This window comes from Pseudomonas sp. FeS53a, from assembly GCF_000931385.1.
Classification (GTDB): Bacteria; Pseudomonadota; Gammaproteobacteria; order Pseudomonadales; family Pseudomonadaceae; genus Metapseudomonas; species Metapseudomonas otitidis.
This window is the reverse complement of the sequence record NZ_JYFT01000080.1, coordinates 23444-37505: the sequence shown is the minus strand read 5'-3', so window position 1 is coordinate 37505 and position 14062 is coordinate 23444. Positions and strand designations below refer to the sequence as shown.

The following is a 14062-nucleotide window of genomic DNA, read 5'->3' as shown; positions in this document are numbered from 1 at the left end:
TGGCGAATCACCCCGAGCCGAGCGGCTCGGGGCAGGAGCGCAAGCAAGCGTGGCGCTTACTTGTTGTCCTTGACCTCTTCGAACTCGGCGTCGACGGCATCGTCGGCAGCCTTGTCGTCGCCTGCGGGAGCACCCTCGCCGGCCTTGGCCTGCTCGGCGTACATCTTCTGCGCCAGCGGAGCGGAAGCCTGGGACAGCGCGTTCATCTTGGCTTCGATCTCGGCCTTGTCATCGCCCTTCACGGCAACTTCCAGCTCGCCTACAGCTTTCTCGATGGCCGCTTTCTCTTCAGCAGTGGCCTTGTCGCCCGCTTCGGTGATCATCTTGCGGGTGGCGTGAACCAGCGCATCGCCCTGGTTGCGGGCACCGGCCAGCTCTTCGAACTTGCGGTCTTCCTCGGCGTTGGCTTCGGCGTCACGCACCATCTGCTGGATTTCTTCCTCGGACAGGCCGGAGTTGGCCTTGATCACGATGGACTGCTGCTTGCCGGTGGCCTTGTCCTTGGCGGACACGTGCAGGATGCCGTTGGCGTCGATGTCGAAGGTCACTTCGATCTGCGGCACGCCACGCGGAGCCGGCGGGATCTCGGCCAGGTCGAACTTGCCCAGGGACTTGTTCTGGCCGGCCTGTTTGCGCTCACCCTGCAGCACGTGAATGGTCACGGCGGACTGGTTGTCGTCGGCAGTGGAGAACACCTGGGACTTCTTGGTCGGGATGGTGGTGTTCTTCTCGATCAGCGGAGTCATCACGCCGCCCAGGGTCTCGATACCCAGGGTCAGCGGGCTCACGTCGAGCAGCAGCACGTCCTTCACGTCACCGGCCAGTACGGCGCCCTGGATGGCCGCACCGATGGCGACGGCTTCGTCCGGGTTGACGTCCTTGCGCGCTTCCTTGCCGAAGAAGTCGGCGACTTGCTTCTGCACCAGCGGCATGCGGGTCTGACCACCGACCAGGATGACTTCGTGGATATCGCCCACGTCCAGGCCAGCATCTTTCAGCGCGATGCGGCACGGCTCGATGGTGCGAGCAACCAGGTCTTCCACCAGGGCTTCCAGCTTGGCGCGGGAAATCTTCACGTTCAGGTGCTTCGGACCGGTCTGGTCTGCAGTGATGTACGGCAGGTTGACGTCGGTCTGCTGGCTGGAGGACAGCTCGATCTTGGCCTTCTCGGCAGCCTCTTTCAGGCGCTGCATGGCCAGCGGGTCGCCCTTCAGGTCGATGCCGGACTCTTTCTTGAACTCGTCGACGAGGTAGTCGATCAGGCGGATGTCGAAGTCCTCGCCACCCAGGAAGGTGTCGCCGTTGGTGGCCAGCACTTCGAACTGGTGCTCGCCGTCCACTTCGGCGATCTCGATGACCGACACGTCGAAGGTACCGCCACCCAGGTCATAGACGATCACGGTGTGGTCGCCCTTGGCCTTGTCCATGCCGTAGGCCAGCGCAGCCGCGGTGGGCTCGTTGATGATGCGCTTGACGTCCAGGCCGGCGATACGGCCGGCGTCCTTGGTGGCCTGGCGCTGGCTGTCGTTGAAGTAGGCCGGTACGGTGATGACAGCTTCGGTCACCGGCTCGCCGAGGTAGTCTTCGGCGGTCTTCTTCATCTTCTTCAGCACTTCCGCGGAGATCTGCGGAGGCGCCATCTTCTGGCCCTTCACTTCCACCCAGGCGTCACCGTTGTCGGCCTTGGCGATCTTGTAGGGAACCAGCTTGATGTCCTTCTGCACGACATCCTCGTCGAAGCGGCGGCCAATCAGGCGCTTCACGGCGTAGAGGGTGTTGTGCGGGTTGGTGACGGCCTGGCGCTTGGCGGACTGGCCGACCAGGATCTCGCCGTCGTTGGTGTAGGCGATGATCGAGGGGGTGGTACGCGCGCCTTCGGCGTTCTCGATCACCTTGACGTTGCCATTCTCAAGAATGGAAACGCAGGAGTTGGTGGTACCCAGGTCGATACCGATGATCTTGCCCATATTCTCTCTCCCGAAACTTTGATTTCTTTACGGCCCCGCTCGCTTGGGGGCCGCATCAGCATGTGAACGCTTGGACTACCAGATGGGGGCCCTGAGCCGGATTTCAAGCCTGCTCGTCGATGGACGGCGGCGCTTCGGCCGGGGCCTTGCTGACCACGACCATGGCCGGGCGCAGCAGGCGGCCGTTGAGCAGGTAGCCCTTCTGGAAGACCTTCAGGACGCTACCCGGCTCGACATGGGTGCTCTCTTCCATTGCCATCGCCTGATGATGCTCCGGGTTGAACGGAGCGCCATGGGGGTCGACGGCCTCGACCTGGAAGCGCTTCAGGGTGTCGTGGAACAGCTTCAGGGTCAGCTCGACGCCTTCACGTACAGGGCGAACGGCCTCGTCCTCGGCACTGGTCAGCTCCAGGCCACGCTCCAGGCTGTCGACCACCGGCAGCAGGTCGTTGGCGAACTTCTCCAGGGCGAACTTGTGCGCCTTCTCGACATCCTGCTCCGCACGGCGGCGGATGTTCTGCAGCTCGGCGGCGGTACGCAGGGACTGGTCCTGGGCCGCAGCCAGCTGCTCCTCCAGCGCCTGGACGCGGGCCACGAGGTCCTCGCCCGCCACGTCAGCCGGTGCGCTCACCTCGGGGTTCTGGGTATCCAGGTTCTGTTCGTCTGCCATGCCTTCCTCCTTACTGAAACGGTGGCGGGGAATGACCCGCCGATCTGTCCGCCTATATGGGGTCGCAATTTGTCGCTTCAAGGGCAGGAGGCGATTGTCAGCCGGAAAACAAACACTGTATAAATAGCCAGCCTAAGCCCAGGGGAGTCCCCACCATGCTGGTCCACCTCTCAGTCCACAACTACGCCATCGTCGAGCACCTGGATCTTGAGCTCGAAGGCGGCATGACCGTGATCACCGGCGAGACCGGCGCGGGCAAGTCGATCATGCTCGACGCCCTCGGCCTGACCCTGGGCGACCGCGCCGACAGCGGCGCCGTCCGCCCCGGCGCGGAGAAGGCCGACGTCCTCGCCAGCTTCGACCTGAGCGACATCCCCGAAGCCCGCGCCTGGCTCGCCGAGCGGGACCTGGAAACCGACGGCTCGTGCATCCTGCGCCGGGTCATCACTGCGGAAGGACGCTCCCGTGCCTATATAAATGGCACGCCCTGCCCCCAGGGCGATCTCAAGGCACTGGGCGAACTGCTGATCGACATCCACAGCCAGCATGAACATCAGTCGCTGCTCAAGCCGGACACCCATCGGCGCCTGCTGGACGAATTTGCCGGCGCCAGCGACCTGGCCCGCCAGGTCCAGCTCGCCGCCCAGCGCTGGCGCCAGACCCGCCAGGAGCTCCAGCGCCTGTCACGCAACAGCGAGGAGCAGCGCGCCCGCCACCAATTGCTCAGCTACCAGCTGGAAGAGCTGGAGCAACTGGCCCTCGGCGACAACGAACTGGAGCAACTGGAAGCCGAGCACAAGACCCTGTCCAACGCCGAAGGCCTGCTGGCCGGCTGCCGCCAGGTACTGGACATGTGCAGCGAGAGCGATGCTGGCAACGTCCTCAGCGCCCTCACCTCCAGCCTCAACCGCCTGACGGCCTTCAACGCCCAGCAGGGCCCCATTGCCGAAGCCGTCAACCTGCTGGCCAGCGCCCAGATCCAGGTGGAAGAAGCGGTCGGCGAGATCAACCGCTTCATCGACCATTTCGATGCCGATCCTCACCGCCAGCAGGAGGTCGAAGAACGCCTCGATACGCTCTACACACTGGCCCGCAAGCACCGCATCCATCCCAGCGAACTGCCTCACCTGCAGCACACGCTGCTGGAGGAGATCGAAGCGCTCAATGCCGATGACGAGGCCGTGGAGCGCCTCGGGGACGAACTGGCGGCCTATGCCCGTCACTACCAAGCAAAAGCCGCCGAGCTGAGCCAGTTGCGCGGCAAAGCGGCCGGCAAGCTGGCCAAGGCCGTGGAGACGGAGATGCAACGCCTGGGCATGCCTGGCGGGCGTTTCAGCATCGAGCTGCGCAGTATCGAAAGCGACGAACCCCAGCCGAACGGGCAGGAACAGGTGGAGTTCCTGGTCAGCGCCAACCCGGGGCAGCCCCTCAAGGGCCTGGCCAAGGTCGCCTCGGGCGGCGAGCTGTCCCGGATCAGCCTGGCCATCCAGGTCATCACCGCACAGACCTCGCGGGTACCGACCCTGGTGTTCGACGAAGTGGATGTGGGCATCGGCGGCCCCACCGCAGAAGTGGTCGGCCAGTTGCTGCGGCGCCTGGGCGAACGCGGCCAGGTCCTCACCGTCACCCACCTGCCCCAGGTGGCCGCCCAGGGCCATCACCACCTCTTCGTGCACAAGAAGCGCGGCAGCAAGGAAACCCGCACCGCCGTCGCCAACCTCGACGACGCGGCGCGCGTAGAGGAGATCGCCCGCATGCTGGGCGGCGTCGACCTCACCGAAGAGTCCATCGCCCACGCCCGCAAGATGGTCACCAGCGCCCGCCACTGATTCGCGCAGGCATGAAAAAGGCGACCCGAGGTCGCCTTTTTCATGGAGCGGAAATCACTTCTTCTTGCGCACGTACAGCACCAGATTGTGATCGACGAGCTCGAAGCCATGCTCTTTCACGATCTCTTTCTGCCGCTTTTCGATTTCGGCGTCGATGAATTCGATGACCTCACCGGAGTCCACGCAGACCATGTGGTCGTGGTGGCCACTGTCAGCCAGTTCGAACACGGCATGGCCGCCATCGAAGTTGTGGCGGACGACGAGGCCGGCAGCCTCGAACTGGGTAAGCACGCGGTAGACCGTCGCAAGGCCTACGTCCTCGCCGGCTTCCATCAGTGCCTTGTACACATCCTCGGCACTCATGTGACGCTGATCGGCGGAGTCGAGCATCTGAAGGATCTTCACCCGAGGCAGGGTGACCTTCAGACCGGCTTTGCGAAGTTCGTTATTTTCAACCATGGTCAGCTTTCTCGTGGATGCTGCTTCGCAGCTTCCCTCAATGCGGGTATGATCGGATTTTCGTTGCCCAGCCAAGATAGTGGAAGTCACCCACCGATGCAAAACACCAAGCTCCTGCTGACCAGCCTCTCATTTGCAGGCCTGCTCGCACTCGCCGGTTGTTCGTTTCCCGGTGTCTACAAGATCGACATCCAGCAAGGCAACGTCGTAACGCAGGACATGATAGACCAGTTGAAGCCCGGAATGACCCGGCGCCAAGTGCGGTTTATCATGGGCAACCCCTTGATTCTCGATACCTTCCACGCCAATCGCTGGGATTACCTCTACAGCATCCAGCCCGGCGGCGGCCAGCGTCAGCAGGAGCGCGTCACCCTGCTGTTCGACGGCAACGACCAGTTGATCGGCCTGGGCGGTGACTTCATGCCTGGCGTCAGCCGCGACGAGGCGATCCTCGGCAGCGACGGCAACAACCAGGTCACCCCGAACAAACCCTCCCAGCAGAAGCCGGAAGAGAAAGCCAAGCCCGGTTCGCTGCTGGAGCAGATCCAGAAGGAAGTGGACCAGGTGGAAACCGTACCGGTCCCGATCCCGGAACCCCTGGACACCACGCCGCAATAACTGCAGCGAACATGAAAAAGCCCGGACTGGTTCCGGGCTTTTTTGTACCTGACTGATCCAGAAGGGCCGACAGCCGCAGCGTCCTCAGACGCCGATCAATCGCCCCGACCCTCTCCCCTGGCCTGGGCCGCACGCGCGGCACGCGCCTTGCGCACCTCCTTCGGATCGGCCACCAGGGGGCGATAGACCTCGATTCGATCCCCCGCCTCGACCTGCCGAGCCTCGGCGCCCTGCACCGCCTTGCCGAAGATACCCAGCGGCGCAGCCGCCAGGTCCAGGTCGGGAAACGCATCCGCCAGCCCCGCCATCAGTACGGCCTGGCGCAACGTCGTGCCGGCCGGCACCTCCAGCCGCACCAGACGCTGACGATCAGGCAGCGCGCACACCACCTCGACGGTGATCAGCGACTCAGCCATACAGCTGCTTGGCCCGCTGGCAGAAAGCATCCACCAAGGTATTCGCCGCCTGGTTGAACAACGGCCCCAGGGTCGCCTTGACGATCGGCCCGGCGTAGTCGAAAGACAGGTCCAGGCTGATCTTGCAGGCCTTCTCACCCAGCGCCTTGAAGTGCCAAACCCCATGCAGCTCGGTGAACGGCCCTTCCTCCAGGTTCATCTCGATGCTCGCCCCCTCCACCAGCGCATTGCGGGTGACGAAGCGCTGGCTGATCCCGCCCTTGGCCACGCCCAGGCTGGCCACCATGTGCGACTCGCTCGACTCCAGCACCTCGCTGCTCGCGCACCAGGGCAGGAATTCGGGGTAGCGCACCACATCGTTGACCAGGTCGTAGAGCGCCTTGGCGGGATAGGGGAGCAGCGCGGAACGCTGGATATGCGTGGACATCGGAGCCTCTGAACGTCAGTCAGTCGGCTGCAGCAGGGGCAACACGGCTGGTCAAAAAAAGAGCGCGCATTGTCGGGGATTCGCCCAACGCGCTCAAGCCTACGCCGCCGTAGCGGGCTGGCGAGCGACTCCCTATAATGCCGCGCCTATGGCTAAGCAAAAGAAACAATCCCAAGGCTCCATCGCACAGAACAAGAAGGCCCTGCACGACTACTTCGTCGAGCAGCGCTTCGAGGCAGGTCTCGCCCTGGCAGGTTGGGAGGTCAAGAGCCTCCGTGCCGGCAAGGCCCAACTGGTGGACAGCTACGTACTGCTGAAGGACGGCGAGGCCTGGCTGCTCGGTAGCCACATCACCCCGCTGAAGACCGCCAGCACCCACGTCATCGCCGATCCCGTGCGCACCCGCAAGCTGCTGCTGCACAAGCGTGAACTGGGCAAGCTGTTCGGCGCCGTCCAGCAGAAGGGCTACACCTGCGTCGCCCTCTCGCTGTACTGGAAGGCCCACCTGATCAAGTGCGAGATCGCCCTGGTGAAGGGCAAGAAGGAATTCGACAAGCGCGCCACGGAGAAGGAACGCGACTCCGACCGCGAGATCGAGCGCGCCATGCGCACCAAAGGCAAGGAGTGATCCTCGCCAGACAGAAACGCCGGGCATTGCCCGGCGTTTTCGTTTGCGCGCACTGACGACTCAGATGCCCTGGCGCCGCTGCGCCCGCTCCAGGCGCACCGCCTCCAGCCGACCCTCGGCCAACACTTCCTGCACGTAGTCGATGTGGCGATGGGACACCTCCCGCGCCTCCTCCGCACGCCGCTCGATGATCGCCTCGTACAGCGCCCGGTGCTGAGCCATCAGCATGTCGCGGGTCTCGCTGCGCTGCAGGTACATCCCGCCGATGTTGGTCACCACGTTGTGCTTGAGCAGATCGAACAACCCACGGATGGTGTGCAGCAGCACCGCATTGTGGCTGGCCTCGGCAATCGCCAGATGGAAGCGCGCATCGGCGGCGCCCTCCTCCTCCCGGGTCGCCTGGCTGCCCGGCGAATAGCAGGCCTGCAGCGCCTCGAAAGCCTCGCCCAGGCGCTCATGGTCAACAGCCGTCGCCCGCAACGCCGCGTAGTAGGCGCAGGAACCTTCCAGCGTATGGCGGAACTCCAGCAGATCGCGCTGTGCGTCGGGGTTGCCCTCCAGCAGCTTCAGCAGCGGATCGCTGAAGGTCGACCCCAGCTCCGCCGACACGTAGTTGCCACCGCCCTGCCGGCTCACCAGCAACCCCTTGGCCACCAGTTTCTGGATCGCCTCCCGCAGGGACGGACGCGACACCCCGAACTGCTCGGCCAGCACACGCTCCGCCGGCAGTCGCTCGCCTGCTTTCAGGGTCCCCTCGAGGATCATCGCCTCAAGGTGATCGACGATGTCATCCGACAGACGGCGCTGACGCACCTGACCGAATCCCATACCCCTCCCGAACCACCGTTCCGTTCCCGTTCCAGCCGCCTGCCTTGGCAGCCCAGCTCATTCAGCGCGGCAGCCTAACCAGCGCCATCGCCATCCACAAGGCGCAGATGAGCCCCATGCGCTCGACCAAAGTTGTAGGACACGAAATTGACAGGTCAATGGGAGGGCTTTTACCCTGAGCCGTCGATTTTGTAAATTGGTAATACCAATTCGACGAAAACGCCGAACGGAGAGCAATTGCCTGCTGCTGCGCCACGAGCGCAACGACTCCGGAAGGCCAACAGGCACTCCAAAAACAATCAGGGAGCCACCCGAATGCAAGCTTGGCAACAGATCTACACCCCGCTCGGCAGCCTCGGCCTGTCCGCGCTGGTCGCCTTGATCCCCATCGTGTTCTTCTTCCTCGCCCTCGCCGTGTTCCGCATGAAGGGCTACATCGCAGGCACCATCACCCTGGCCCTGTCCCTCGCGGTCGCGATCTTCGCCTTCAAGATGCCGGTCGACATGGCCTTCGCCGCCGCCGGCTACGGCTTCGCCTACGGCCTCTGGCCGATCGCCTGGATCATCGTCGCCGCGGTGTTCCTCTACAAACTCACCGTCAAGAGCGGCCAGTTCGAAGTGATCCGCAGCTCCGTGCTGTCCATCACCGACGACCAGCGCCTGCAGGTGCTGCTGATCGGTTTCTCCTTCGGCGCCTTCCTCGAAGGGGCCGCCGGCTTCGGCGCCCCCGTGGCCATCACCGCCGCGCTGCTGGTGGGCCTGGGCTTCAACCCGCTCTACGCCGCCGGCCTGTGCCTGATCGCCAACACCGCCCCGGTGGCCTTCGGCGCCCTCGGCATCCCGATCATCGTCGCGGGCCAGGTCACCGGCATCGACGCCTTCAAGATCGGCGCCATGACCGGCCGCCAACTGCCCTTCCTGTCGATCATCGTGCCGTTCTGGCTGGTGGCCATGATGGATGGCTGGCGCGGCATCAGGGAAACCTGGCCGGCCGCCCTCGTCGCCGGTGCCAGCTTCGCCATCACCCAGTACTTCACCTCCAACTTCATCGGCCCGGAACTGCCCGACATCACCTCTGCCCTGGTGAGCCTGGTGTCCCTGACCCTGTTCCTCAAGGTGTGGCAGCCCAAGCGCGCCGAAGACCGCGAAGTGGTCGGCGTCTCCGGCGGTGCAGCCGTCATGGGCGGCTTCGGCGGCCCGCGCAGCACCACCCCGTCGCCCTACAGCTTCGGCGAGATCCTCAAGGCCTGGTCGCCCTTCCTGATCCTCACCGTGCTGGTGACCATCTGGACCCTGAAGCCGTTCAAGGCCCTGTTCGCCCCGGGTGGCGCGCTGGAGCACTTCGTCTTCATGTGCGCCATCCCGCACCTGGACCAGCTGGTGATGAAAGGCGCCCCCATCGTCACCACCGCCACCGCGATTCCGGCCGTCTACAAGTTCGACCCGATCTCCGCCACCGGCACCGCGATCTTCCTCTCCGCCGTGGTCTCCATGCTGGTCCTGAAGATCAACTTAAAAAATGGTCTGACCAGTCTGGGTGAAACCTTCGTCGAGCTGAAACTGCCGATCCTCTCCATCGGCATGGTGCTGGCCTTCGCCTTCGTCACCAACTTCTCCGGCATGTCCACTACCCTGGCGCTGGTGCTGGCCGGCACTGGCGCGGCCTTCCCGTTCTTCTCGCCGTTCCTCGGCTGGCTGGGCGTGTTCCTCACCGGTTCCGACACCTCCTCCAACGCCCTGTTCGGCTCGCTGCAGGCCACCACCGCCCACCAGATCGGCGTCAACGACACCCTCCTGGTCGCCGCCAACACCAGCGGTGGCGTCACCGGCAAGATGATCTCCCCGCAGTCCATCGCCGTGGCCTGCGCCGCCACCGGCATGGTCGGCAAGGAATCGGACCTGTTCCGCTTCACCCTGAAGCACAGCCTGCTGTTCGCCGCCATGGTCGGTCTGATCACCCTGGCGCAGGCCTATGTCTTCACCGGCATGCTGGTTCACTGACCAGGGCCGGCTGCGCGTCGGCGATGCAGCAAGGGAATGGCCTCGGGGAGGCTCGCCTACATAGGTAGGCTCGGCTCCCCCGGCCATTTCCGCCCTGTATCGCTCCAGCGCGCCCGATCCACGTTTTCTGCCAAAACGGAAGAGCCCATGATCATCTCCGCCTCCACCGACTACCGCGCCGCCGCCCAACGCAAGCTGCCGCCCTTCCTGTTCCACTACATCGACGGCGGCGCCTACGCCGAGCACACCCTGCGCCGCAACGTGCAGGACCTGGCCGACATCGCCCTGCGCCAGCGCGTGCTGCGGAACATGTCCGAGCTGAGCCTCGAAACCCAGCTGTTCGGCGAAACCCTCGCCATGCCCGTCGCCCTCGCCCCCGTCGGCCTCACCGGCATGTACGCCCGGCGCGGCGAAGTGCAGGCCGCCAAGGCCGCAGCGGCCAAGGGCATCCCCTTCACCCTTTCCACCGTCTCGGTGTGCCCGATCGAAGAAGTCGCCCCGGCCATCGACCGGCCCATGTGGTTCCAGCTCTACGTGCTCAAGGACCGCGGCTTCATGCGCAACGCCCTGGAGCGCGCCAAGGCCGCCGGCGTCACCACCCTCGTCTTCACCGTCGACATGCCCGTGCCCGGCGCCCGCTACCGCGACGCCCACTCCGGCATGAGCGGCCCCAACGCCCCGCTGCGCCGCGTGCTGCAAGCCATGACCCACCCCGCCTGGGCCTGGGACGTCGGCCTGCTGGGCAAGCCCCACGACCTCGGCAACATCTCCACCTACCGCGGCAACCCCACCGGCCTGGCCGACTACATCGGCTGGCTCGGCGCCAACTTCGACCCCTCCATCTCCTGGAAGGACCTCGAATGGATCCGCGACTTCTGGCAAGGCCCCATGGTCATCAAAGGCATCCTCGACCCCGAGGACGCCCGTGACGCCGTCACCTTCGGCGCCGACGGCATCATCGTCTCCAACCACGGCGGCCGGCAGCTCGACGGCGTGCTCTCCAGCGCCCGCGCCCTGCCCGCCATCGCCGACGCCGTGAAGGGCGAGCTGAAGATCCTCGCCGACTCCGGCATCCGCACCGGCCTCGACGTCGTGCGCATGCTCGCCCTCGGCGCCGACACCGTCATGCTCGGCCGCGCCTTCGTCTACGCCCTGGCCGCCGCCGGCGGCGCCGGCGTGAGCAACCTGCTGGACCTGATCGAAAAGGAAATGCGCGTGGCCATGGTGCTCACCGGCGCCAAGTCCATCGCCGAGATCAACGCCGACTCACTGGTGCGCGACCTGCCCCGCTGAACGGCGCCCATCCAAGACGAGGCCGCCCAAGCGGCCCGCACCCCACCGTTGATGACAGGACCTGACCGATGAGCCTGCCCGCCGCCTTCCTGCACACCGTCGAGCGCCTGATCCCCCGCGACCGGCGCTTCGACGATGCGCTCTCCACCCTCGCCTTCGGCACCGACGCCAGCTTCTACCGCCTCATCCCCAAGCTGGTGGTGCGGGTCGAGAGCGAAGCCGAAGTCATCACCCTGCTCAAGGCCGCCCACGCCGAACAGGTGCCCGTCACCTTCCGCGCCGCCGGCACCAGCCTCTCCGGCCAGGCCATCAGCGACTCGGTACTGATCGTCCTCGGTGACAACTGGAACGGCCGCGACATCCGCCAGGGCGGCGCGCAGATCCGCCTGCAGCCCGGCGTCATCGGTGCCCAGGCCAACGCCTGGCTCGCCCCCTACGGCCGCAAGATCGGCCCCGACCCGGCCTCCATCAACGCCTGCAAGATCGGCGGCATCGTCGCCAACAACGCCAGCGGCATGTGCTGCGGCACCGCCCAGAACAGCTACCACACCCTCGCCGGCCTGCGCCTGGTGCTGGCCGACGGCACCCTGCTGGACAGCGAAGACCCGGCCAGCGTCGCCGCCTTCCAGGCCAGCCACGGCGAGCTACTGGAGCGCCTGGCCGAACTCGGCCGGCAGACCCGCGCCAACACCGAACTGGCCGCGAAGATCCGCCACAAGTACCGCCTGAAGAACACCACCGGCCTGTCCCTCAACGCCCTGGTGGACTACGACCAGCCGCTGGACATCCTCACCCACCTGCTGGTGGGTTCCGAAGGCACCCTCGGCTTCATCAGCGCCGTCACCTACGACACCGTGCCCGAGCACCCGCACAAGGCCTCCGCGCTGATCGTCTTCCCCGACGTGGAAACCTGCTGCCGCGCCGTCCCCGTGCTCAAGCAGCAACCGGTCTCCGCCGTCGAACTGCTGGACCGCCGCAGCCTGCGCTCCGTGCAGGACAAGCCCGGCATGCCCACCTGGGTCAAGGGTCTCTCCGCCAGCGCCTGCGCCCTGCTGATCGAATCCCGCGCCGCCAGCGCCAGCCTGCTGCACGAACAGCTCGCCCGCATCACCGCCTCCATCGCCGACTTCCCGGTGGAGCAGAAGGTCGACTTCAGCGAAGACCCGGTCGTCTACAACCAGCTATGGAAGATCCGCAAGGACACCTTCCCCGCCGTCGGCGCCGTGCGCCAGACCGGCACCACGGTGATCATCGAAGACGTCACCTTCCCCGTCGAACAGCTCGCCGCCGGCGTCAACCGCCTCATCGAACTGTTCGACAAGCACCGCTACGACGAAGCGATCCTCTTCGGCCATACCCTGGAAGGGAACCTGCACTTCGTCTTCACCCAGGGCTTCGACAGCCCCGAACAGGTCGCCCGCTACGACGCCTTCATGCAGGACGTCGCCCAACTGGTCGCCGTCGAATTCGGCGGCGCCCTCAAGGCCGAGCACGGTACCGGCCGCAACATGGCGCCCTTCGTCGAACTGGAATGGGGCCACGACGCCTACCAGCTGATGTGGCAGCTCAAGCGCCTGCTCGACCCCACCGGCATCCTCAACCCCGGCGTCATCCTCAGCGACGACCGCGAACTGCACCTGAAGAACCTCAAGCCGCTGCCCGCCGCCGACGAGATCGTCGACAAGTGCATCGAATGCGGCTTCTGCGAGCCGGTCTGCCCCTCCAAGGGCCTGACCCTCAGCCCACGCCAGCGCATCGTCATCTGGCGCGACATCCAGGCCCGCAAGCGCGCCGGCATCGACACCCGCGAGCTGGAAGAGGCCTTCGCCTACCAGGGCGTCGACACCTGCGCCGCCACCGGCCTCTGCGCCCAGCGCTGCCCCGTCGGCATCAACACCGGCGACCTGGTGCGCAAGCTGCGCGGCGAACACGCCCACCGCCCCGGCACCGCCACCTGGCTCGCGCGCAACTTCGCTACCACCCTCAAGGGCGCGCGCCTGCTGCTGGCCACCGCCAACCTCACCCGAGCCGTGCTCGGCGCCCCGCGCCTGGCGCGCCTCAGCGGTGCCCTGCACCGCGCCAGTGGCGAACGCCTGCCCCAGTGGACCCCGGCCATGCCGCAACCGGTGCGCTTCGACCCACCGGCCGCCGGCCCCGTGGGCGAGCGCCCGCGCGTGGTCTACCTCACCGCCTGCGTCTCCCGCGCCATGGGCCCGGCCGCCGGTGCCGACGAGCAGATGCCGTTGATGGACAAGACCCGCCAGCTGCTGGAGAAGGCCGGCTACCAGGTGGTCTTCCCCGACAACGCCGACAACCTCTGCTGCGGCCAGCCCTTCGCCTCCAAGGGCTACGCCCGCCAGGCCGACGACAAGCGCGACGAACTGCTGGCCGAACTGCTGCGCGCCAGCCGCGGCGGCCTCGACCCGGTCTACTGCGACACCAGCCCCTGCACCCTGCGCCTGGTGCAGGACCTGGACGACCCCCGGCTGAAGATCCACGACCCGGTGAAATTCATCCGCACCCACCTGCTCGACCGCCTGGAGTTCACCCCCCAGGAGCAGCCGGTGGCCGTCCACGTCACCTGCAGCACCCAGCACCTGGGCGAATCCCAGGCGCTGATCGACCTGGTCAGCCGCTGCACTCGCCAGGTGGTCGTCCCCGAGGGCATCCACTGCTGCGGCTTCGCCGGCGACAAGGGCTTCACCACCCCGGAACTCAACGGCCACGCCCTGCGCAGCCTGAAGGACGCCGTGCAGATCTGCGAGGAAGGCGTCTCCACCAGCCGCACCTGCGAGATCGGCCTCAGCCACCACAGCGGCATCGACTACCACGGCCTGGTCTACCTGGTGGACCGGGTTACCCGCCCCCGCGCGGACTGAACCTCAAGAGCCGTGCCCGGCACGGATTGCGCCCCGCCTCGAGCGGG

At 66.0% G+C, this 14062-nt stretch carries 12 protein-coding genes; 6 read left to right on the top strand and 6 right to left on the bottom strand.

The window, feature by feature from the left end:
* Positions 1 to 56: 56 nt before the first annotated feature.
* Both dnaK and grpE read right to left on the bottom strand, forming a co-directional pair.
* A complete protein-coding gene (dnaK, locus tag SZ55_RS25610) occupies positions 57 to 1967 on the bottom strand; it encodes a molecular chaperone DnaK (protein ID WP_044413693.1) in 1911 nt (636 codons plus the stop codon).
* A 103-nt stretch (positions 1968 to 2070) separates the two neighbouring features.
* The gene (gene grpE, locus SZ55_RS25605) at positions 2071 to 2637 is read right to left on the bottom strand and encodes a nucleotide exchange factor GrpE (RefSeq protein ID WP_044413691.1); all 567 of its coding nucleotides are present in this window, start codon (positions 2635 to 2637) and stop codon (positions 2071 to 2073) included.
* Between the two features lie 155 nt (positions 2638 to 2792).
* On the opposite strand from grpE, the gene recN reads away from it, so the two are divergent.
* On the top strand, positions 2793 to 4466 hold the full coding sequence (gene recN, locus SZ55_RS25600; RefSeq protein ID WP_044413689.1) for a DNA repair protein RecN: 1674 nt from the start codon (positions 2793 to 2795) through the stop codon (positions 4464 to 4466).
* Positions 4467 to 4520: 54 nt separating this feature from the next.
* Here the strand turns inward: recN and fur are convergent, their stop codons facing one another.
* Positions 4521 to 4925 (bottom strand): ferric iron uptake transcriptional regulator, encoded by a 405-nt coding sequence (gene fur, locus SZ55_RS25595; protein WP_044413688.1) that lies wholly within the window; start codon positions 4923 to 4925, stop codon positions 4521 to 4523.
* Positions 4926 to 5021: 96 nt separating this feature from the next.
* Between fur and SZ55_RS25590 the strand changes: the two genes are divergently transcribed.
* Complete coding sequence (locus tag SZ55_RS25590) at positions 5022 to 5543, top strand: outer membrane protein assembly factor BamE (RefSeq protein WP_044413685.1); 522 nt, start codon at positions 5022 to 5024, stop codon at positions 5541 to 5543.
* 95 nt (positions 5544 to 5638) lie between these two features.
* Here SZ55_RS25590 and SZ55_RS25585 read toward each other — a convergent pair whose 3' ends face one another.
* A complete protein-coding gene (locus SZ55_RS25585; RefSeq protein WP_044413682.1) occupies positions 5639 to 5959 on the bottom strand; it encodes an RnfH family protein in 321 nt (106 codons plus the stop codon).
* Positions 5952 to 6386 (bottom strand): type II toxin-antitoxin system RatA family toxin, encoded by a 435-nt coding sequence (locus SZ55_RS25580; protein ID WP_044413679.1) that lies wholly within the window; start codon positions 6384 to 6386, stop codon positions 5952 to 5954. Before SZ55_RS25580 ends, SZ55_RS25585 begins: the two co-directional genes overlap by 8 nt.
* Before the next feature lie 148 nt (positions 6387 to 6534).
* Between SZ55_RS25580 and smpB the strand changes: the two genes are divergently transcribed.
* The gene (gene smpB / locus SZ55_RS25575; RefSeq protein WP_044413676.1) at positions 6535 to 7014 is read left to right on the top strand and encodes an SsrA-binding protein SmpB; all 480 of its coding nucleotides are present in this window, start codon (positions 6535 to 6537) and stop codon (positions 7012 to 7014) included.
* Positions 7015 to 7074: 60 nt separating this feature from the next.
* Here the strand turns inward: smpB and SZ55_RS25570 are convergent, their stop codons facing one another.
* The gene (locus SZ55_RS25570) at positions 7075 to 7842 is read right to left on the bottom strand and encodes an FCD domain-containing protein (RefSeq protein ID WP_044413674.1); all 768 of its coding nucleotides are present in this window, start codon (positions 7840 to 7842) and stop codon (positions 7075 to 7077) included.
* Between the two features lie 315 nt (positions 7843 to 8157).
* Between SZ55_RS25570 and SZ55_RS25565 the strand changes: the two genes are divergently transcribed.
* The 3 genes from SZ55_RS25565 to SZ55_RS25555 all read left to right on the top strand — a co-directional run bounded on the left by SZ55_RS25565 (position 8158) and on the right by SZ55_RS25555 (position 14015).
* Positions 8158 to 9843 carry a lactate permease LctP family transporter gene (locus SZ55_RS25565; RefSeq protein ID WP_044413671.1) on the top strand — a complete coding sequence of 562 codons (1686 nt, stop codon included), beginning with the start codon at positions 8158 to 8160 and terminating at the stop codon, positions 9841 to 9843.
* A 147-nt stretch (positions 9844 to 9990) separates the two neighbouring features.
* Positions 9991 to 11136 (top strand): FMN-dependent L-lactate dehydrogenase LldD, encoded by a 1146-nt coding sequence (gene lldD, locus SZ55_RS25560; protein WP_044413668.1) that lies wholly within the window; start codon positions 9991 to 9993, stop codon positions 11134 to 11136.
* Between the two features lie 68 nt (positions 11137 to 11204).
* Positions 11205 to 14015, top strand: coding sequence for an FAD-binding and (Fe-S)-binding domain-containing protein (locus SZ55_RS25555; RefSeq protein WP_044413665.1), 2811 nt, complete (start codon positions 11205 to 11207; stop codon positions 14013 to 14015).
* Positions 14016 to 14062: the final 47 nt, after the last annotated feature.